General features: G+C 69.9%; 18 protein-coding genes and 1 riboswitch. Of the genes, 15 read left to right on the top strand and 3 right to left on the bottom strand.

Features of this window, described 5'->3' with window-relative positions; all coding sequences use genetic code 11:
* Positions 1–37: 37 nt before the first annotated feature.
* Positions 38–553 (top strand): peptide deformylase, encoded by a 516-nt coding sequence (locus FHR56_RS00990; RefSeq protein WP_160948284.1) that lies wholly within the window; start codon positions 38–40, stop codon positions 551–553.
* A 177-nt stretch (positions 554–730) separates the two neighbouring features.
* On the opposite strand, the gene ettA is transcribed toward FHR56_RS00990, so the two are convergent.
* Complete coding sequence (gene ettA, locus FHR56_RS00985) at positions 731–2,392, bottom strand: energy-dependent translational throttle protein EttA (protein WP_017908418.1); 1,662 nt, start codon at positions 2,390–2,392, stop codon at positions 731–733.
* A 104-nt stretch (positions 2,393–2,496) separates the two neighbouring features.
* Positions 2,497–3,942, bottom strand: coding sequence for an MFS transporter (locus tag FHR56_RS00980; protein WP_160948283.1), 1,446 nt, complete (start codon positions 3,940–3,942; stop codon positions 2,497–2,499).
* Positions 3,943–4,173: 231 nt separating this feature from the next.
* Between FHR56_RS00980 and FHR56_RS00975 the strand changes: the two genes are divergently transcribed.
* The 6 genes from FHR56_RS00975 to ribD all read left to right on the top strand — a co-directional run bounded on the left by FHR56_RS00975 (position 4,174) and on the right by ribD (position 9,321).
* Complete coding sequence (locus tag FHR56_RS00975; RefSeq protein WP_160948413.1) at positions 4,174–5,097, top strand: helix-turn-helix transcriptional regulator; 924 nt, start codon at positions 4,174–4,176, stop codon at positions 5,095–5,097.
* 110 nt (positions 5,098–5,207) lie between these two features.
* Positions 5,208–5,708 carry an RcnB family protein gene (locus tag FHR56_RS00970; protein ID WP_160948414.1) on the top strand — a complete coding sequence of 167 codons (501 nt, stop codon included), beginning with the start codon at positions 5,208–5,210 and terminating at the stop codon, positions 5,706–5,708.
* A gap of 121 nt (positions 5,709–5,829) precedes the next feature.
* On the top strand, positions 5,830–7,098 hold the full coding sequence (gene glyA, locus FHR56_RS00965; RefSeq protein WP_160948415.1) for a serine hydroxymethyltransferase: 1,269 nt from the start codon (positions 5,830–5,832) through the stop codon (positions 7,096–7,098).
* 105 nt (positions 7,099–7,203) lie between these two features.
* Complete coding sequence (nrdR, locus tag FHR56_RS00960) at positions 7,204–7,734, top strand: transcriptional regulator NrdR (RefSeq protein ID WP_010340907.1); 531 nt, start codon at positions 7,204–7,206, stop codon at positions 7,732–7,734.
* Between the two features lie 4 nt (positions 7,735–7,738).
* Positions 7,739–8,215, top strand: coding sequence for a GNAT family N-acetyltransferase (locus FHR56_RS00955; protein WP_160948416.1), 477 nt, complete (start codon positions 7,739–7,741; stop codon positions 8,213–8,215).
* Positions 8,212–9,321 (top strand): bifunctional diaminohydroxyphosphoribosylaminopyrimidine deaminase/5-amino-6-(5-phosphoribosylamino)uracil reductase RibD, encoded by a 1,110-nt coding sequence (gene ribD, locus FHR56_RS00950; RefSeq protein WP_160948417.1) that lies wholly within the window; start codon positions 8,212–8,214, stop codon positions 9,319–9,321. Before FHR56_RS00955 ends, ribD begins: the two co-directional genes overlap by 4 nt.
* An 88-nt stretch (positions 9,322–9,409) precedes the next feature.
* On the opposite strand, the gene FHR56_RS00945 is transcribed toward ribD, so the two are convergent.
* Positions 9,410–10,033: an outer membrane beta-barrel protein gene (locus FHR56_RS00945; protein WP_160948418.1), complete on the bottom strand. Its 624-nt coding sequence runs from the start codon at positions 10,031–10,033 to the stop codon at positions 9,410–9,412.
* A 214-nt stretch (positions 10,034–10,247) separates the two neighbouring features.
* Positions 10,248–10,411: riboswitch (FMN riboswitch) on the top strand.
* Between the two features lie 79 nt (positions 10,412–10,490).
* Between FHR56_RS00945 and FHR56_RS00940 the strand changes: the two genes are divergently transcribed.
* From FHR56_RS00940 to FHR56_RS00905, 8 genes are all read left to right on the top strand, one after another.
* Positions 10,491–11,090, top strand: a complete 600-nt coding sequence (locus tag FHR56_RS00940; RefSeq protein ID WP_160948419.1) for a riboflavin synthase — start codon at positions 10,491–10,493, stop codon at positions 11,088–11,090.
* Positions 11,091–11,202: 112 nt separating this feature from the next.
* Positions 11,203–12,330: a 3,4-dihydroxy-2-butanone-4-phosphate synthase gene (gene ribB / locus FHR56_RS00935; protein ID WP_160948430.1), complete on the top strand. Its 1,128-nt coding sequence runs from the start codon at positions 11,203–11,205 to the stop codon at positions 12,328–12,330.
* A gap of 114 nt (positions 12,331–12,444) precedes the next feature.
* Entirely contained in the window at positions 12,445–12,912 is a 468-nt protein-coding gene (gene ribH, locus FHR56_RS00930; RefSeq protein ID WP_160948420.1) for a 6,7-dimethyl-8-ribityllumazine synthase, read from the top strand.
* On the top strand, positions 12,909–13,385 hold the full coding sequence (gene nusB / locus FHR56_RS00925) for a transcription antitermination factor NusB (protein ID WP_019796520.1): 477 nt from the start codon (positions 12,909–12,911) through the stop codon (positions 13,383–13,385). The genes ribH and nusB overlap by 4 nt, the downstream gene beginning before the upstream one ends.
* A 108-nt stretch (positions 13,386–13,493) precedes the next feature.
* Positions 13,494–14,468, top strand: a complete 975-nt coding sequence (gene thiL / locus FHR56_RS00920; protein WP_160948421.1) for a thiamine-phosphate kinase — start codon at positions 13,494–13,496, stop codon at positions 14,466–14,468.
* A gap of 233 nt (positions 14,469–14,701) precedes the next feature.
* Positions 14,702–16,285: a CocE/NonD family hydrolase gene (locus FHR56_RS00915; RefSeq protein WP_160948422.1), complete on the top strand. Its 1,584-nt coding sequence runs from the start codon at positions 14,702–14,704 to the stop codon at positions 16,283–16,285.
* An 855-nt stretch (positions 16,286–17,140) separates the two neighbouring features.
* Positions 17,141–18,649 carry an outer membrane beta-barrel protein gene (locus tag FHR56_RS00910; RefSeq protein ID WP_160948423.1) on the top strand — a complete coding sequence of 503 codons (1,509 nt, stop codon included), beginning with the start codon at positions 17,141–17,143 and terminating at the stop codon, positions 18,647–18,649.
* 321 nt (positions 18,650–18,970) lie between these two features.
* Positions 18,971–19,063 carry a potassium-transporting ATPase subunit F gene (locus FHR56_RS00905; protein ID WP_010341961.1) on the top strand — a complete coding sequence of 31 codons (93 nt, stop codon included), beginning with the start codon at positions 18,971–18,973 and terminating at the stop codon, positions 19,061–19,063.
* Positions 19,064–19,071 lie beyond the last annotated feature (8 nt).

Here is a 19,071-nt window from a genome sequence, read left to right as displayed (position 1 = left end):
GGATAATCGCGGCCATCCCCGCTGCCAGGAGTTCGCCATGATCCGCGACATCATCCGCATGGGCGACCCGCGTCTGCTGCGCCAGGCGCCGCCGGTCACCGACTTCGACAGCGCGCAGCTGCACGCGCTGGTGGCCGACATGTTCGAGACCATGGACGCCGCACGCGGCGTCGGCCTGGCCGCGCCGCAGATCGCGGTGGACCTGCAGTTGATGGTGTTCGGCTTCGAGCGCAGCGCGCGCTATCCGGACGCGCCGCCGGTGCCGCGCACCGCCCTGGCCAATGTGGTGATCGAACCGCTGTCCGACGAGCTGGAGGACGGCTGGGAAGGCTGCCTGTCCATTCCCGGGCTGCGCGCGGTGATTCCGCGCTACCGGCACATCCGCTACCGCGGCGTGCTGCCGGACGGCACCCCGCTGCAGCGCGAGGCCGAGGGTTTCCATGCCCGCGTGGTCCAGCACGAGCACGACCACCTGATCGGCCGGCTGTATCCCTCGCGCATCCGCGACTTCGACAAGTTCGGTTTCGAGGACGTGCTGTCGTACGAGCTGTAGCGCAGGATCGACGTGCTTTTCGTAGGAGCGGCTTCAGCCGCGACCGGGCGTTACCGGTTACGCCTCGGTCGCGGCTGAAGCCGCTCCTACGACAGCGCCGATCACCTGCAAGTCCCAGAACGCTCACGGCCCGCGCGAGGCGGGCCGTGGCGGGTGCTGCTAGAAACGCGCTGTGGCTTACTTCAGCGCCTTGAAGCGCAAGCGCTTCGGGCCGGCGTCGTCGCCCAGGCGGCGCTTCTTGTCCTCTTCGTACTCGCGGTAGTTGCCCTGGAAGAACTCCACGTGCGAGTCGCCCTCGAAGGCGAGGATGTGAGTGGCGATGCGGTCCAGGAACCAGCGATCGTGCGAGATCACGAAGGTGTTGCCCGGGAACTCCAGCAGCGCGTCTTCCAGCGCGCGCAGGGTTTCGATGTCCAGGTCGTTGGACGGTTCGTCGAGCAGCAGCACGTTGCCGCCCTGCAGCAGGGTCTTGGCCATGTGCAGGCGGCCGCGCTCACCGCCGGACAGCGAACCGACCATCTTCTGCTGGTCCTGGCCCTTGAAGTTGAAGCGGCCGATGTAGGCGCGCGACTGGATCTCCACGCCGTTGATGTTGAGGATGTCCAGGCCGCCGGAAATCTCCTGGAACACGTTGTGGTTGCCTTCCAGCTTGTCGCGGCTCTGGTCCACGTACGACAGCTGCACGGTCGGCCCGACCACGATCTCGCCCGAATCCGGCTTCTCCTGCCCGGTGATCATCTTGAACAGGGTCGACTTACCGGCACCGTTGGGGCCGATGATGCCGACGATGGCGCCCGGCGGGATGATCATCGACAGGTTGTCGATCAGCAGGCGGTCGCCGAACTTCTTGGAGACGTTCTTGAACTCCATCACCGAGTTGCCCAGGCGCTCGCCCGGCGGAATGAAGATTTCGTTGGTCTCGTTGCGCTTCTGGTAATCGACCGACTGCAGCTCGTCCAGGCGCGCCAGACGCGCCTTGCCCTTGGAACGGCCGCCCTTGGCGTTCTGCCGGGCCCACTCCAGTTCCTTCTGGATCGCCTTCTGCCGCGCCTTCTCCTGGTTCTCTTCCTGCTTCAGGCGCTCGTCCTTCTGCATCAGCCATTCGGTGTAGTTGCCCTTCCACGGAATGCCGCGGCCGCGGTCCAGTTCCAGGATCCACTCGGCGGCGTTGTCGAGGAAGTAGCGATCGTGGGTGACCGCGACCACGGTGCCGGTGTAGCGCGCCAGGAACTGCTCCAGCCACTCCACCGATTCGGCGTCGAGGTGGTTGGTCGGTTCGTCGAGCAGCAGCATGTCCGGCTTCTGCAGCAACAGCCGGCACAGCGCCACACGGCGCTTCTCGCCGCCGGACAGGTTGGCGATCTTGGCGTCCCACGGCGGCAGCCGCAGCGCGTCGGCGGCCACGTCGAGCTGGTTCTCCAGGGTGTGCGCGTCGCCGGCGGCCAGGATCGCCTCCAGGCGCTCCTGTTCCTTGGCCAGCGCGTCGAAGTCGGCGCCTTCCTCGGCATAGGCGGCATACACCGCTTCCAGCGCGGCCTGCGCCTGCAGCACTTCGCCCACGCCTTCCTCGACCGACTCGCGCACGGTCTTGTTCGGGTCCAGCTCCGGCTCCTGCGCCAGGTAGCCGACCTTGGTGCCGGGCTGCGGACGCGCCTCGCCTTCGAAATCGGTGTCCACGCCGGCCATGATCTTCAGCACGGTGGACTTGCCGGCGCCGTTGAGGCCGAGCAGGCCGATCTTGGCGCCGGGGAAGAACGACAGCGAGATGTCCTTGATGATCTGGCGCTTGGGCGGCACGGTCTTGCTGACCCGGTTCATGGTGTAGATGTATTGCGACATGGCGGCTCCAAAGGCGCAGGTCGCCCGCCGGCCGGCGGCCGGAGGGCGTCGAAAGGGATGGCGGATTATAGCCGGACGGCCGCCGGCATTCGTTGCCGCGCGGCCTACTCGGCGATCGGCGGCAGCGCAGCCGTGGTCGCCGTTGACGAGGCGCCCGCGCGACGTTGCCGGCGCAGATAGAACAGCGCGCAGATCACCAGCACCAGCATCGCCAGCCATTCGCTGTGCAGGGCGGCCTGCATCGCGGCCAGGCTGCCGCCGCCGCGGGCGTGCGCATAGATGGCGCCCAGTGCCGCCGGGCCCAGGCCCATGGCCGCCTGCAGGATGGTGGAGAGCATGGCGCTGCCCGCGCCGGCATGCGCGGTAGGGACCTGGGACAGGCCGATGCGGTAGAAGCTGGCCACGATCCAGGCCTGGCCGGCGCCGATCAGCGTCGTCGCCGGCGCCAGGTTGCGCGCGCCCGGATGCGGCCACACGGCGTGCAGCGTCCAGCCCAGCGCCAGCAGGCCCAGCATCTGCACCAGACAGCCCAGCAGCAGCGTCGGCAGCGGGCCGCAGCGCGTCGCCACGCGGGCGCTGACCAGCGCGGAGGCGAAGTAGGCCGCCCCCAGCACGATGAAGGCGTTGCCCGACTGCAGCGGCGAGAGACCGGCGCCGGTCTGCAGGGTCAGCGCCAGCACGAACATGAAGCCGCTCCAGCAGGTGAAGAACACCCCGCCCACCAGCAGCGCGAAGCGCACGCTGGGCAGCCGCAGCAAGGCCGGTGGCAGCAGCGGGGTCCGTCCGCGCCGTTCCTGCCACAGTTCCACCCGGGTCAGCACCGCCAGCAGCGGCAGGCAGGCCGCCAGCACCGCCAGGCACGCCGGCGGCCAGTGCAGCGCCGGGCCCAGCGCCAGCGGCAGCAGCAGGCAGGCCAGGAACAGCCCCAGCAACCCGGCGCCGGCCAGGTCGGGCGGCATCCGCTGCGACGCGCGGGTCTCCGGCACGGCGCGCAGGCTGGCCAGCGCCAGCAGGCAGAACGGCAGGTTGATCAGGAACACGCTGCGCCAGCCGGAGCCGCCGATGTCGGCGCTGACCAGCGATCCGCCCAGCACCTGGCCGATGACGAAGGCGATGCCGCCCAGCGAGCCGTACAGTGCCAGCGCCCGCGCGTGCGCCTTGCCGTGCAGGCTGACGTGGATGGTGGCGAGGATCTGCGGCACCGCCAGCGCCGCGCCCAGCCCCTGCAGCGTGCGGCCGGCCAGCAGCGCGCCCACCGAACCGGCCACGCCGCACAGCAACGAGGCCAGGCCGAACAGCAGCACGCCGGCCCCGAACACGCGGCGCCGGCCGAGGTTGTCGCCGAGCCGGCCGCCCGCCGCCAGGCCCACCGCGAAGGCGACGCCGTAGACGGCCACGATCAGTTCCAGTTGGGTCGCCGACGCGTGCAGCGTGTGCGCGATCGAGCCGAGCGCGACATTGAGGATGGAGAAGTCGATCAACGGCAGCATCTGCCCGATCAGCAGGATGCCCAGGCCGCGGCGGCTGAGGGTGGGGGCGGTGGTGGACATGTCGGAGGTGGGGGAGGCGGGGGAGGCGGGGGAGGTCATGGCGCGCAGTATGGAAGCCCAGTAAACTGGTACAAGGACTCATTTATCCTGGTACTGAAGGTGCCTCCCTGGCATCCCGGGCGGTCGCCTCGGCACCGCATCCGGCAGGCAGGCGGGACACGGCGGCGCAGCCTTCGCCGTGCGCCGGCACGGCACCGTTGGTCACGTGCGGACCGCAACGCGGAGAAGACGATGCAACTGGACCTCGCGCATTCCACCCCCACGCCGCAGCGGGCGGCCGCACCCGCCGCGTCCGGCCCGGCCCTGGCCAGCGAGCGCGCCCGGGCGCTGGGCGCCTTCCTGCGCGCGCGCCGCGAGAGCCTGGATCCGGCGCGCCTGGCGCTGCCGCGCGGCGGCAGGCGGCGCACCCCGGGCCTGCGCCGCGAGGAGGTGGCCTTGCTCGCCGATGTCGGCGTGACCTGGTACACCTGGCTGGAACAGGGGCGCCCGGTGCGCGCCTCGGCGCGTGTGCTGACCGCCATCGCCCACGCCCTGCAGTGCTCGGAGGTGGAAACCGCGCACGTGCTGGCGCTGGCCGGGGTGGGCGGCACCACCGCACTGGCGCCGCCGCCGTGCGAACGGCTGACCGGCACCGCGCGCATGTTGCTGGACCAGCTCGGGCCGTGGCCGGCGATGCTGCAGACCCCGCGCTTCGACATCCTCGGCGCCAACCCGGCCTTTCAGCGCCTGATGGGCGTGACCCTGGCCGACTTGCCTGACGCCGACCGCAACTGCGTCTATCAGGCCTTCACCAATCCGCGCTGGCGCGACGCGTTGCTCGATCGGCAGGACGTGCTGCAGCACATGGTGGCGATGTTGCGCGCGGCGATGGCCGAGCACCTGGGCGAGCCGGAATGGGAGGCCTTGCTGGCGCGCTACCGTGCGGCCTCGTCCGAATTCGATGCGCTGTGGTGGCAGCGGCGCGAGGTGCGGGGCGTGGAGAACCAGCTCAAGCGCTTCCGCCATCCGACGGAAGGCGAGTTGCGCCTGCATCAGGTCAACTGGTGGTCGGCGCCGCGCAACGGCAACCGCCTGGTGGTCTATTTGCCAGCCGATGACACAGCGCAGGCTGCGCTGTTGCGCCTGCATGCGCAGGCAGGAAATGCCGCTGGATGAACGCTTTCCTAGCCCGATCCGGCAAGCTGAATACGTAACCGATTCCAGCAGGAGACGGTTCAGACGAAAACGGCCTAAATGCAACCGCCACACCACGTGACGGAGTTGCCATGAACATGAAACGCATTGCCACAATTGCCCTCTCGTCCGCGCTGGCGCTGGGTTTCATGGCGCCACCCGCGTTCGCCTGGGGTCCGGGCGGCCCGGGCCCCGGTTGGGGCCCGCCGGGTCCTCCGGGCCCGCCGCCCCCGCCGCCGGGCCCGGGTCCGCGCGACCACGGCTGGTACGACCGTGGCTACCGCGACGCCGACCGTGAGCGCTACTGGCGCGACCGCGAGCGCGACCGCCGCGATGCCCGTCGCGCCTACGACCGCGGCTACCGCGACGGTTATCGCAACGGCCCGGACGTCGTCTACTACCGCCCGGGTCCGCCGCGCTGGGCCCGCGGCCAGCGCTACTACGGCCCGAACTACGTGGTCTACGACTACGACCGCTATCAGGTCCGGCGCCCGCCGTACGGCTACCGCTGGGTGCGCGACGACACCGGCAACCTGCTGCTGGTCGCCATCGCCACCGGCGTCATCGCCGACCTGGTGCTCAGCGGCCGCTGACCTCGGTTGCAACACCGGCGAACGGCCTCCTTCGGGAGGCCGTTCGCGTTTTGGTTCGCCCTCGGGCGCGCGCGGGGCTTAAACTAGTCGTCTGCCTTCTGTCCATGCCCCCGGAGACCCGATGTTCCCGCGCGACGCCCGCATCGAAACCTATGATCCCGAACTGGCCCGCGCCATCGCCGCCGAAGCCGGCCGCCAGGAAGACCATGTCGAGCTCATCGCCAGCGAGAACTACTGCAGCCCGCTGGTGATGGAAGCGCAGGGCAGCCAGCTCACCAACAAGTACGCCGAAGGCTATCCGGGCAAGCGCTACTACGGTGGCTGCGAATTCGTCGACGTCGCCGAGCAACTGGCGATCGACCGGGTCAAGCAGCTGTTCGGCGCGGACTACGCCAACGTGCAGCCGCACAGCGGCTCGCAGGCCAACCAGGCGGTGTACTTCGCGCTGCTGCAGCCGGGCGACACCATCCTCGGCATGTCGCTGGCACACGGCGGCCACCTGACCCACGGCGCCAAGGTCAACGCTTCCGGCAAGCTGTTCAACGCCGTGCAGTACGGCGTCAACGACCAGGGCCTGATCGACTACGACGAGGTCGAGCGGTTGGCCCTGGAACACAAGCCGAAGATGGTGGTGGCCGGCTTCTCCGCCTACTCGCAGGTGATCGACTGGGCGCGTTTCCGCGCCATCGCCGACAAGGTCGGCGCGTATTTCTTCGTGGACATGGCGCACGTGGCCGGCCTGGTCGCCGCCGGCGTCTATCCGACCCCGCTGCCGCACGCGCACGTGGTCACCTCCACCACCCACAAGACCCTGCGCGGCCCGCGTGGCGGCATCATCGTCGCCAGTGCCGCCGGTGCCGGCGACAAGCTCGAGGACCTGTCCAAGAAGCTGCAGTCGATCGTGTTCCCCGGCATCCAGGGCGGCCCGCTGATGCACGTGATCGCGGCCAAGGCGGTGGCGTTCAAGGAGGCGCTGGAGCCGGAGTTCACCGGCTACCAGCAGCAGGTGGTGAAGAACGCGCAGGCCATGGCCAAGACCCTGATCGCGCGCGGCTACAAGATCGTCTCCGGCGGCACCGAAAACCACCTGATGCTGGTCGACATGATCGGCCGCGATGTCTCCGGCAAGGACGCGGAAGCGGCGCTGGGCAAGGCCCACATCACCGTCAACAAGAACTCGGTGCCCAACGACCCGCGCTCGCCGTTCGTGACCTCGGGCCTGCGCCTGGGCACCCCGGCGATCACCACCCGCGGCTACCTGGAACAGGACTGCGTCGACCTGGCCAACTGGATCGCCGACGTGCTCGACGCCCCGGCCGACGACGCCGTGCTGGCGCGCGTGCGCAACGCGGTGACCGCGCAGTGCCGCAAGTATCCGGTGTATGGCTGAGCGGCGGGGATTGGAGATTGGGGGTTCGGGATTGGGCGTAAGCTCGGCTCCTGATGCTCCTGCTTTTTCCAATCCCCAATCCCCAATCCCCAATCCCAGCCCCTGATGCACTGCCCCTTCTGCCAGCACACCGATACCCGGGTGATCGATTCGCGCGTGTCCGAGGACGGCGCGACGATCCGCCGTCGTCGCGAGTGCGAGGCCTGCGGTGAGCGCTTCAGTACGCTGGAGACCATCGAACTCAAGCTGCCGACGGTGATCAAGAGCGACGGCGGCCGCGAGGCGTTCGATGCGCGCAAGCTGCGCACCAGCTTCGATCGCGCGCTGCAGAAGCGGCCGGTGGCCGAAGAGCAGATCGAGGCGGCGGTGCGTGCGGTGGTGCACCAGCTGCGCATGTCTGGCGAGCGCGAACTGCCCTCGATCCGGGTCGGCGAGTACGTGATGGCCGAGCTGCGCAAGCTCGACCACGTCGGCTATGTGCGGTTCGCCTCGGTGTACCGCAGCTTCCAGGACGTGGCCGATTTCCGCGAGGAGATCGAGAAGCTCGAGCGCGAGTTGCCGGTGGGCAGCGAACAGTTGCCGCTGCTGGACCTGGTGCGCGCGGCCAAGCCGGGCGACAAGACCGGCAAGCGCTGAGCGCATGCGCATCGTCTGTCTGGCCGAGGCGGCGCAGCACATCCCCGCGCTGGCGCAGGAGCATCTGCAGGCCTTCGGTCCGCTGTTGCCGGAATGGAACGTGGTGGAGGCCGAGGCCGACCTGCGCAGCCACCGCGACGACCGCCGCATCCCCACCAGCTGGATCGCCCTGGACGGCGAGGATTGGCTGGGTTCGGTGAGCCTGCTGCAGAACGACGACGCGCGTATCCGCCAGTTCTCGCCGTGGTTGGCCACGCTGTACGTGCGGCCGCAGGCGCGCGGTGCCGGCGTCGCCGCCGCCCTGGTCGCACACTGCGTGCAGGCCGCCGCGCGCTTCGGCGTGCAGTGGCTGTATCTGTATTGCGAGCCGGTGCTGGTGCCGTTCTACGAGCGCCTGGGCTGGCAGCGCCACGCCGACTTGCCGCTCGGGCCGCTGCACGTGGTGGTGATGCGCATCGACGCCGGCGGCGGTGCCGCATGAGCGATCCGCAGTCGCCCGGATTTTCCGCCGACGACCATCGCTGGATGGCGCAGGCCCTGCGCCTGGCCGAGCGCGGCGCCTACACCACGCGGCCGAACCCGATGGTCGGCTGCGTGATCGTGCGCGACGGCGCGGTGGTTGGCGAGGGCTTCCATCAGCGCGCCGGCGGGCCGCACGCGGAGGTGTTCGCGCTGCGCGCCGCTGGCGAGCGCGCACGCGGCGCCACCGCCTACGTGACCCTGGAGCCGTGCGCGCACTACGGCCGCACCCCGCCATGCGCGCTTGCGCTGATCGAGGCAGGCGTGGCGCGGGTGGTAGCGGCGATGGCCGACCCGTTCCCGCAGGTCAATGGCGGCGGCTTCGCGCTGCTGCGCGAGGCCGGCATCGCGGTGCAGGCGGGGTTGATGGAGGCGCAGGCGCGCGCGCTCAACCGCGGTTTCCTGTCGCGGGTGGAGCGCGGCCGCCCGTGGCTGCGGATCAAGCTCGGCGCCAGCCTGGACGGACGCACCGCCCTGGCCAGCGGCGAATCGAAATGGATCACCGGTCCTGCCGCGCGCCAGGACGTGCAGCACTGGCGGGCCCGCGCCGGCGCCATTCTCACCGGTGCCGGCACCGTGCTGGCCGACGACCCGGCGCTGACCGTGCGCCTGGACGCAGCGACCGAGGTGATGCCGCCGCTGCGCGTGGTGCTGGATGCGCACCTGCGCAGCCTGGCCCAGCCCAAGGTCCGCGACGGCAGCGCACCGACCCTGTACCTGCATGCGCCGGACCGCGCGCCGCCGGCCTCGGATCACGCCGCGTTCGCCGCGGTGCCGCTGCACGACGGCCGCTGCGACCTGCACGCGGCGCTGCGCCTGCTCGGCGAGCGCGGCATCAACGAGGTCCAGGTCGAAGCGGGGGCGACGCTGAGCGGCGCACTGCTGCGTGCCGGCCTGGTCGACGAGCTGCTGGTGTACATGGCGCCGCTGCTGTTGGGCGACAGCGCCCGACCGCTGCTGGCCGGGCTGGGTATCGACACCATGGCGCAGCGCCTGCCGCTGCAGCTTGCCGACGTGGTGCAAGTGGGGCAGGACCTGCGCTTGCGCTATCTCCCGGCGGCGGGCTGAGTCCACCAACGGGGCGCAGAAACGCAAAGGGCACGCCGGCGGTGCATGCCGGCGTGCCCTTTGTGCGCTCAACACGCCGCGCGTTGGATCAGAAGCTGGCGCGCACGCCGACCTTGTACTGGCTGGCGTCATCGATGTATTCGAATTCGCCGACCATGCCCCAGGTGCGCGTGAAGTTGATCTGGCCACCGAGAGTGCCGACGAACTTGCCCTGGTCGGCATCGCTGCCGTCGATGTAGCCGGCCTTGATCCAGGCTTCGGTCCGCGGCGAGGGCTTGCCGCGCAAGCCGAGATTGACGGCGCCCAAAGTACTGGAATCGGATCCGCGGCCGAGACGCACGCCGTCCTCGCGCAGGTCGGCTTCGGCCTTGACCCGCAGTACGCTGGCGTCTGCGATGAAGTCGACGCGCTCGGTCATTTCCTGCCGGTAGCCGATGCCCAGGCTGGCCTGCTGCACGGTCATCTTGGCGGTGTACACCTCGGACAGGACGAAGTCCTCCCTGGCGCGCTGGTAGCCGCCGAACACATACGCCGGCTCGGCGATCTGCCAGGAACCGCGCAGGTAGCCGCCATTGACGTCCTCGGAGGACGCGTTGACGTTGATCTCGGTGCGGTTCCAGCCGCCTTCGACATAGTTGTAGCTCAAGCCTTCAGCCGACGCGGCAAAGGGCGCGGCCGCCAACAGGGCAGCCAGGATCAGGGTGTTGCGCATGGGTGGTGCTCTCCGAATGAATGGCAGTGTCAGTGCCCCGTTGCAGGGCGGACACGGGCGACGTCGCTGTCGCCGCGAGCATATTAACAAATATTTCACATTGCTGTCTTGGGGGGGCATCGCGCGATGCAGTGTCCTGCGCTGGTCGCCAGTGCGCGTCAGGCCTGCGTGACCACGCCTGCTAGAATGCGCGGGCCGGTTCGCCGGCGACCACAAACGTCTTCAGGGCGGGGTGCGATTCCCCACCGGCGGTAGGTGCGTTCGCGCACGAGCCCGCGAGCGCTTCCCGGCGCAGGCGCGACGCGTCGAATCGGGAAGGTCAGCAGATCCGGTGCGATGCCGGAGCCGACGGTATAGTCCGGATGAAAGAAGACGGCCTTCGCGCAGCCTCGCGGCTGTGCGCGTGCCTGTTTGCCTTGTGGCGTTTTTCGCTCACCCCATTGCGAGAAACGTAGCTATGTTCACCGGAATCATCGAAGGCGTCGGCCATCTCGCCGCACGCCAGCCGCAGGGCGGCGACATCCGCTTCACCTTCGCCACCGGCAGCCTGCCGTTCGCCGACGTGCGCCTGGGCGAGAGCATCGCGGTCAACGGCGTGTGCCTGACCGTGGTCGCCTTCGACGCGGCCTCTTTCCAGGCCGACGCCTCCACCGAGACCCTGGCGCTGACCACGCTCGGCCGCCTGGCCGAGGGCGCGGCACTGAATCTGGAGCGGGCGATGCGTCCCAGCGATCGCCTCGGCGGGCACCTGGTCAGCGGCCACGTCGACGGGCTCGGCCAGGTGCTGTCGATCCACGACGACGCGCGCGCGCAGCGCTGGCGTTTCGCTGCGCCGGCGGCGCTGCTGCGCTACATCGCCAAGAAGGGCTCGATCTGCGTGGACGGGGTCAGCCTCACCGTCAACGAGGTCGACGCCGAAGGCTTCGAAGTCGCGCTGATCCCGCACACCGTGGCGCACACCGCGTTCGCGCAGACCGCGGTCGGCGCGGCGGTGAACCTGGAGATCGACCTGGTCGCGCGCTACGTCGAACGCCTGCTGCAGGGCCGCCAGGACTGATCCTGGCCGCGTCCGTTTCGCCTGTCCGCCACGCTGCGCCGCCGTCTGCGGCGCGCGCGGCGCCTTCCGTCTTTCCGCGAGTCCCCGCATGTCGCCTTCCGTTACCCCGAGCCTGAATTTCGCCTCCGTCCCCGAGCTGCTGGAAGAACTCCGCGCCGGCCGCATGGTGGTCATCGTCGACGACGAGGACCGCGAGAACGAGGGCGACCTGATCATGGCCGCCGAGCTGGTCAAGCCCTCGGACATCAACTTCATGGTCACCCACGCGCGCGGCCTGGTGTGCCTGTCGCTGACCCGCGAGCGCTGCGCGCAGCTGGGCCTGGCGCCGATGGTCCAGCGCAACACCGCGCAATTCCATACCAACTTCACCGTCAGCATCGAGGCGGCCGAGGGTGTGACCACCGGCATCTCCGCCTACGACCGCGCCCATACCGTGCGCACCGCGGTCAAGCCGGACGCCAAGCCGCACGACCTCAGCCAGCCCGGCCACATCTTCCCGCTGATCGCCCAGCCGGGCGGGGTGCTGACCCGCGCCGGCCACACCGAGGCCGCCAGCGACCTGCCGATGCTGGCGGGGCTGGAGCCGGCCGGCGTGCTGGTGGAAGTGCTCAACCCCGACGGCAGCATGGCGCGGCGTCCGCAGCTGGAGGCGTTCGCCCGCACCCACGGGCTGAAGATGGGCTCGATCGCCGACCTGATCGCCTACCGCCTGGCCACTGAGCACACCGTCGAGCGCATCGACGAGCGGCCGATCGACACCGAGTTCGGCGGCTTTACCCTGGTCACCTACCGCGACCGCATCGCCCACGACCTGCACTTCGCCCTGGTCCGCGGCACCCCGGACGCAGAGACGCCGACCCTGGTGCGGGTGCAGGTGGAGAACCCGTTGGCCGACCTGCTGCACTGGCGTCGCGACGATTTCGGCGTGGCCGCCAGCGACGCCTTGCGCGCGATCGCCGCCGCCGAGCGCGGGGTGATGGTGGTGCTGTCGGCGCCGCGCGACAGCGAGGCGCTGCTGGCGCGGCTGCGCGCGCAGCCGGAGGCGGCGCACGGCAAGGACGTAGGCCAGTGGCGGCGCAACGGCGCCGGCAGCCAGATCCTGGCCGACCTGGGCCTGGGCAAGCTGCGCGTGCTCGGCACCCCGCGCCGGCAGATCGGCCTGGCCGGGTTCGGGCTGGAGGTGGTGGAGCATGTGGAGCCGGGGACCGGGACCCGGGACCCGGGACCCGGAAGCGCCTGATTCCGGCGCGGATCGGATCTCTGCATGCCATCGCTTTTGCTTCTCCCGGGTCCCCGGCCCCGGGTCCCGGGTCCCGGCTGTTAAACTCTCCCACCCCCTCAAGCTGCCACCGCCATGTCCCATTACGAAGGCGACCTCCGTACTCCCGAGTCGGCGCGTTTCGCGATCATCGCCAGCCGCTGGAACGCCCGCATCACCGACGTGCTGGTCGCCGGCGCGCGGCAGAGCCTGGCCGGCAACGGCATCGCCGAGGACGCGGTGGACGTGATCCGGGTGCCGGGCGCGTGGGAGCTGCCGCTGGTCGCCGCACGCCTGGCCGCGGCCGGCAAGCATGCCGCGATCATCGCGCTGGGCTGCGTGATCCGCGGCGATACCCGCCACTACGAACACGTCGCCGACGGCTGCGCCGAGGGCCTGCTGCGGGTGTCGCTGGACTTCCGCATCCCGGTGCTCAACGGCGTGCTCGCGGTGGAGCGGGTCGAGGATGCCGAGGCGCGTGCCGGTGGCAGCCATGGCAACAAGGGCGAGGAAGCGGCGCTGGGTGCGCTGGAGATGGTCAACCTGCTGGAGCTGCTGCCGTGAACAAACCCGCTGGCCACAAGCACCACCCACGCCGCGACGGCGTCGATCCGGTCCTGCGTTCGCGCGCGCGCCGGCGTGCGCTGCAGGCGATCTACGCCTGGCAGATTTCCGGCGGCAACGCCCAGCACGTGATCGCGCAGTTCGCGCACGAGCAGGCGCACGAGATCGCCGACCTGGTGTACTTCGAGAACCTGGTCGAAGGCGTGCTCAAGCACCGCGCCGAACTGGACGAAGCGCTGGTCGGCTACCTGGACCGCACGGTCGAGGAAGTGGACGCGATCGAGCGCGCGGTGCTGCGCCTGGCCGCCTACGAACTGCTGCACCGCATGGACGTGCCGTACCGCGTGGTGATCAACGAAGCGATCGAGACCGCCAAGCGCTTTGGCTCCGAGCACGGCCACACCTACGTCAACGGCGTCCTCGACCGCGCCGCGCTGCAGTGGCGCGCGGTGGAGTCGGGCGGAGGCGCCTGACGGCGCGGGATTGGGCATTCGGGATTGGGGATTCGCAGGAGCCGCATTCCTGTCCGCGAACGCGCTTTTGCCAATCCCCAATCCCAAATCTCCAATCCCGGCCCTCCAATGCCCGAATTCGATCTGATCGAGCGCCTGCGCGCACGCAGTCGGGCGCGTGACGACCTGCCGCTGGGCATCGGCGACGATGCGGCCTTGCTGCTGCCGCCAGCAGGGGAGTTGCTGGCGATCACCACCGATACGCTCAATGCCGGGGTGCATTTTCCGGCCGAGACCGCGGCCGCCGACATCGGCTGGAAGACCTTGGCGGTGAATCTGTCCGACCTGGCGGCGATGGGCGCGCAGCCGCGCTGGTGCACGCTGTCGCTGTCGCTGCCGCAGGTCGACATGGCCTGGGTCGATGCGTTCGCCGAGGGCTTCTTCGCGCTGGCCGACGCGCACGGCATCGGCCTGGCCGGCGGCGACACCACGCGTGGGCCGCTGGCCTTGTCGGTCACCGCGATCGGCAGCGTGCCGGCGACGGCGGCGCTGCGCCGCGATGCCGCACAACCGGGCGAGGAGGTCTGGGTGACCGGTCAGCCGGGCGAGGCCGCCGCGGCGCTGGCGCTGTGGCAGGCTGGCCGCCTGGACGTGACCACGCCGGCCGCCGATCCCCTGCACGAACGCCTGCGCCAGCGCCTGCTGCGGCCGACGCCGCGCGTGCAGGCGGGCGTGCGCCTGCGCGGCCTGGCGCGCGCCTGCGTAGATGTGTCCGACGGTCTGCTGGCCGACCTGGAGCACATCTGCGCGCGCAGCGGCGTCGGTGCCGAACTGGACCTGGCCGCGCTGCCGGCGGTCGCCGCCCCGGCCGACGCGGCCCCTGCGCAGGTGCATGCCTGGCAACTGGGCGGCGGCGACGACTACGAACTCTGCTTCACCGCCGACCCGGCGCAGCGCGCGGCGATCGTGCAGGCGCTGCAGGCGGTGGGGGTCGCGGCGACGCCGATCGGCCGCATCGTCGCCGGTCGCGGCATCGTGGTGCGCGATGCCGACGGCCAGCGGTGGCAACCGCCTCGAAGCGGCTACCAGCACTTTCTGAGCTGAGCCGCGTGGCCTGAGCGCGCGCCGGCCACGGGCCGCGGCGCCAGCGCCGGTGTGCCGCGCGCCAAGGTCGACCGACACCCCCTTCCATACCGTGCCGCACTGCGGCGTGAACATCGCCCGTACCCGGTGGTACGGTCCGCCTGCCCGGCCCCGTGTCGAGCGCTTGTCACCGTTCTGGCGTAACCGTTCCGGCAGCCGGCCATCCCGGTCCGGCGCCGCTTGGGAGGCAGTCCATGCGCATGTCCGTCTCACGTCGCATCGCCCTTGGCGCGATGCTGCTGGTGTTCTCCGCCGCCGCGGCCGCGGCCGGCTTCAGCAAGCAGTACCAGAGCATTTCCAGTTTCGATGGCACCAAGCTCGGCGCGCTGGTCCTGGTGCCGCAGGGGCAGGGACCCGGACCGTTCCCGCTGGTGGTGATGCCGGCCAGCTGGTCGCTGCCGAACCTGGAGTACGTGGGCCGCGCCAGCGAACTGGCCAACGACGGCTATGTGGTGGTCAGCTACACCTCGCGCGGGTTCTGGGATTCGCAGGGGCTGATCGACATCGCCGGGGCACCGACCGTGGAGGACGTCAGCGCGGTGATCGACTGGGCGCTGGCCAACACCCCGGCCGACGCCAAGGCGATCGGCGTCTCCGGCATCTCCTACGGCGCCGGCACCAGCCTGCTCGCCGCCGCGCGCGACCCGCGGATCAAGGCGGTGGCCGCACTCAGCGGCTGGGCCGATCTGCAGGCCTCGCTGTACGCCAACAGCACGGTCAGCCAGCAGGGCGTCGCCCTGCTGGTCGGTGCCGGCACGCTCACCGGCCGGCCCGGCCCGGACCTGGCGCGGATCACCGCGCACGTGGCGGTCGGCGACTACGACGGCGCGGTACAGGGCTTCCTGCCCAAGGCGGCCGAGCGCGGGGTGATCAACGAGGTGCAGGCGCTCAACCGCAACGGCCCGGCGGTGCTGATGGCCAATGCCTTCAACGACGGCCTGTTCCCGCCGAATCAGTACATCGACCTGTACAACCGGCTGAGCGTGCCCAAGCATCTGATGTTCAGTCAGGGCGACCACGCCACCGCCGAACTGCCGGGTGCGCTGGGCCTGCCGAACCAGGTGTATACCGAGGCCACGCGCTGGTTCGACCGCTACCTCAAGGGCCGCGACAACGGCGTGGACCGCGAAGCGCCGGTGCAACTGTCCACCCTCGGTGGCGACTGGCTCAGCTATGCCGACTGGAACAGCGTGCAGGCCGGCGCCACCCGCTACGGCCTGACGGGCCCCAGCGGCCTGCTGCTGCCGACCGGGGCGCTGACCAGCGCCAACAGCAGCGGCTGGAACTACCGCATCGCCACCGACGTGCCGACGCTGGCCGATTCCGGTGTCGTGATGGTCAGTGGCCTGCTGCAGGGCCTCGGCCAACCGGTGACGACCTCGATTCCGCTGGTCAGCCGGGTGGGTGCCGCGGTGTGGAGCGGCCCGGTGTTGGCCAGCGACAAGCGCCTGGCCGGCGCGCCGTCGCTGCGGCTGACGGTGACCCCGAGCCAGTCGAACGTATCGCTGTTCGCTTATCTCTACAGCATGGACGGGTCGGGTTCGGCGCAATTGCTCAGCCACGTGCCGTACACGCTGCGGAACGCGACGCCGGGCACGCCGGTCACCCTCGACCTGGCGCTGCAGGCGACCGCGGTCGACATCCCGGCTGGCCGCCGCCTGGTGCTGGTGGTGGACACCACCGACCCGCGCTACACCTCGGCCAGCCGCTTCGGCGGCACCGTGAGCTTCAGTTCGCCGGCGGCGGCGCCGTCGTTCCTGAGTGTGCCGTTGCACTGAGGCAGTGGTTTTTCCTTCTCCCATTGGGAGAAGGTGCCCCGCAGGGGCGGATGAGGGTGCGGGCGCAGCCTCGCAGTGATAGGTCCGCGCGTGCGCTTCGCGCGCCGACCCTCACCCCAACCCCTCTCCCGGTGGGAGAAGGGCTTCGGCCTTTCCCTTCTCCCATTGGGAGAAGGTGCCCCGCAGGGGCGGATGAGGGTGCGGGCGCAGCCTCGCAGTGATAGGTCCGCGCGTGCGCTTCGCGCGCCGACCCTCACCCCAACCCCTCTCCCGGTGGGAGAGGGGCTTCGGCCTTTCCCTTCTCCCATTGGGAGAAGGTGCCCCGTAGGGGCGGATGAGGGTACGGGCGCAGCCTCGTATAGCCAGGATCGACGCGACGCTAGTCACGCGCACGAATTTACGCAGCTTTTATTCGAACCGGCGCGCGCTTTGCAACGAAGATATCCGGCGATTCCGCATACTTTCCGCGCTGACGACGGGGATGTGTGCGTGGAATCGATGGTTGCGATCTTGAGCCTGCCGCTGCCTGCAACGGTCGCCTGCAGGCGCCACCTGCGGCATCCGCTGGGGGCGCACTGGCCTGGTGTCCGCATCAGCATCGCCGCCATTCTTCGCGCGTTGCGACGTCGCCACGGCTGTCGCAGCGCGTCGCAGCATCCGCCTCCACGCAGCCGCGCGCGTTCACTGCACGCGCAGTGACCCGCTGACGCCGCCGCCGCGGCGCCGCATTCCACCTCTCTCCCCGCGATGGGCCACCAGGCGCATCGCCTGCGATGGCGCGTGCGCGTGAGGCGGCGCGCTGTCGTTGCCTCCCTCCACCCGAAAAGGACGGCTCGTTGCAGAGCCGAAGTCGCAATGTCCATGAAGCTCCATCCCCTGTTCCTGTCCCTGGCCCTGCTGTGTGCGGGCGATGCCGCCGCCGCGGGCCTGGCGGCGCCCGTGTCCGAGGCGATGCCGGCCTCGGATGCCGCCACGGCGCCGCTGGCGCGCAGCGCCGATTGCGCCAATGGCTTCTTCTCGCGCCTGGCCTCCGCCTATCGCGAGGATGCGCAACCGGCCGATCCCGATGCGCCGCCGCCGGCGCGCCGCGGCCTGGCGGCGCCGTTCTCCTCGCCGCCGTTCCCGTCGGCCGAATGGCAGCTCGGCGCGGTGGACTATCCGGTCGGCGTGCCCAACGAGAATGCGCAGTATCCGGTGGAGAAGGCCCTGGCCTGCACGCGCGTGGGGCAGTGGATGCAGCGCAACCGCATCGAGCTGTACGGCTGGATCAATCCCTCGCTCAACGCCAGCACGTCCTCGCGCACCAACTATCCGCTGTCCTACTCCACACGGCCCAACCGCGGCGAATTCAACCAGGCGTTGATCCGCCTGCAGCGCGTGCCGGACACGGTGCAGACCGATCATGTCGACTGGGGCTTCCACCTCGACGACCTCTACGGCTACGACTACCACTACACCACGATGAAGGGCGTCACCAGCGACCAGTTGCTGCACCACCCGCAGCCAAACAGCGCGCTCAACGGCAAGATCTACGGCAACGATCCGATGATCGCGCACGTGGACCTGTACCTGCCGTCGGTGGCGCAGGGCATGCTGGTCACGGTCGGCCGCTATCTGTCGTTGCCGGACATCGAGGCGCAGTTCTCGCCGAACAACTATCTGCTGACCCACTCGATCCTGTACACGGTCGATGCCTATACCAACATGGGCGTGCTCACCACCACCAAGCTCAACGACCAGTGGACGCTGCAACTCGGCGTGCATGGCGGCGACGATTCGGCGATCTGGGACGCGACCAGCCGCCTGAGCGCGCAGGCCTGCCTGCGCTGGGTCTCCAAGAGCAACGACGACATGCTGTATCCCTGCGTGGAGTCGTACAACAACGCCGCGCAGACCTACAACAACCTGCAGGAGTTCGTGCTGACCTGGGGCCACCGCTTCTCGCCGAAGGTGCACATGCTCACCGAGGCCTACCACCTCTACGTGCGCGACCAGGCACTGGCCACCGATCCGTCGCAGTCGCATGCGCCGACCGGGCGCCCGGGCTATGCGTTGGGCGAGGCGCCGGACTTCCCGCTGGGACGCAGCACCGCCGATGCCATCGTCAACTACGTCAACATCCAGCTCGGCGCGTCGGACATGCTGGCGATTCGCAACGAGTTCGTGAACGACCACGACGGCCAGCGCACCGGCTTCGCCACGCGCTACTCCAGCCACACCATCGGGCTGACCCACTGGGTGTCGCAGGACCTGGAGATCCGCCCCGAGCTGCGCTATGAGCACGCCTACGATTTCCCCGCCTACGACGGGGGGCGCCGCAATCATCAGGCCACGGCGTTGATCGACGCGATCCTGCATTACTGAGGACGGCGCACGCGGTGCCGGCGGCGTCGCGCGGCATCGCGCGCTGCCGGCGCAGACCATGGCGATGCGCCTGCGATCGCGCGCGATCACCGGCGCCGCGCGGTTTTACGCAGAATTTATGCGCGCCGCGCCGCTTCGCCACGGAGAGTTTATGGCGCCGGCTTCGATAATGCCGGCCTGGGCCAGAAGGCCTGTCCGACCCGGCGTGCGTCGCCATGTTGCGCTTCCCTTCTGCCGCCGTGCGCGTCGCGCGCGGGGGTATTCCCATGCGATTGCGGCCTGCCCTGCGGCGGGCCGTCCCTTTGTTTCGGAGTTGAGACCATGAGCGGTTGGCTTTCGTTCGTTTGCGGCGTGGCGGTGATCGTCGCGGCCGGTTACCTGCTGTACGTGATCCTGCGCCCCGAAGATTTCTGAGCCGAGTG

The sequence above is a fragment of the Xanthomonas sp. F10 genome, assembly GCF_014206815.1.
GTDB lineage: Bacteria > Pseudomonadota > Gammaproteobacteria > Xanthomonadales > Xanthomonadaceae > Xanthomonas_A > Xanthomonas_A indica.
This window is presented reverse-complemented; position numbering and strand designations above follow the sequence as displayed.

Excerpts from the sequence above, each read along its gene's own strand:
- FHR56_RS00990 (WP_160948284.1), top strand. The coding sequence starts at position 38 with ATGATCCGCGACATCATCCGCATGGGCGACCCGCGTCTGCTGCGCCAG.
- ettA (WP_017908418.1), bottom strand. The coding sequence starts at position 2,392 with ATGTCGCAATACATCTACACCATGAACCGGGTCAGCAAGACCGTGCCG.
- FHR56_RS00980 (WP_160948283.1), bottom strand. The coding sequence starts at position 3,942 with ATGTCCACCACCGCCCCCACCCTCAGCCGCCGCGGCCTGGGCATCCTG.
- FHR56_RS00975 (WP_160948413.1), top strand. The coding sequence starts at position 4,174 with ATGCAACTGGACCTCGCGCATTCCACCCCCACGCCGCAGCGGGCGGCC.
- FHR56_RS00970 (WP_160948414.1), top strand. The coding sequence starts at position 5,208 with ATGAACATGAAACGCATTGCCACAATTGCCCTCTCGTCCGCGCTGGCG.
- glyA (WP_160948415.1), top strand. The coding sequence starts at position 5,830 with ATGTTCCCGCGCGACGCCCGCATCGAAACCTATGATCCCGAACTGGCC.
- nrdR (WP_010340907.1), top strand. The coding sequence starts at position 7,204 with ATGCACTGCCCCTTCTGCCAGCACACCGATACCCGGGTGATCGATTCG.
- FHR56_RS00955 (WP_160948416.1), top strand. The coding sequence starts at position 7,739 with ATGCGCATCGTCTGTCTGGCCGAGGCGGCGCAGCACATCCCCGCGCTG.
- ribD (WP_160948417.1), top strand. The coding sequence starts at position 8,212 with ATGAGCGATCCGCAGTCGCCCGGATTTTCCGCCGACGACCATCGCTGG.
- FHR56_RS00945 (WP_160948418.1), bottom strand. The coding sequence starts at position 10,033 with ATGCGCAACACCCTGATCCTGGCTGCCCTGTTGGCGGCCGCGCCCTTT.
- FHR56_RS00940 (WP_160948419.1), top strand. The coding sequence starts at position 10,491 with ATGTTCACCGGAATCATCGAAGGCGTCGGCCATCTCGCCGCACGCCAG.
- ribH (WP_160948420.1), top strand. The coding sequence starts at position 12,445 with ATGTCCCATTACGAAGGCGACCTCCGTACTCCCGAGTCGGCGCGTTTC.
- thiL (WP_160948421.1), top strand. The coding sequence starts at position 13,494 with ATGCCCGAATTCGATCTGATCGAGCGCCTGCGCGCACGCAGTCGGGCG.
- FHR56_RS00915 (WP_160948422.1), top strand. The coding sequence starts at position 14,702 with ATGCGCATGTCCGTCTCACGTCGCATCGCCCTTGGCGCGATGCTGCTG.
- FHR56_RS00910 (WP_160948423.1), top strand. The coding sequence starts at position 17,141 with ATGTCCATGAAGCTCCATCCCCTGTTCCTGTCCCTGGCCCTGCTGTGT.
- FHR56_RS00905 (WP_010341961.1), top strand. The coding sequence starts at position 18,971 with ATGAGCGGTTGGCTTTCGTTCGTTTGCGGCGTGGCGGTGATCGTCGCG.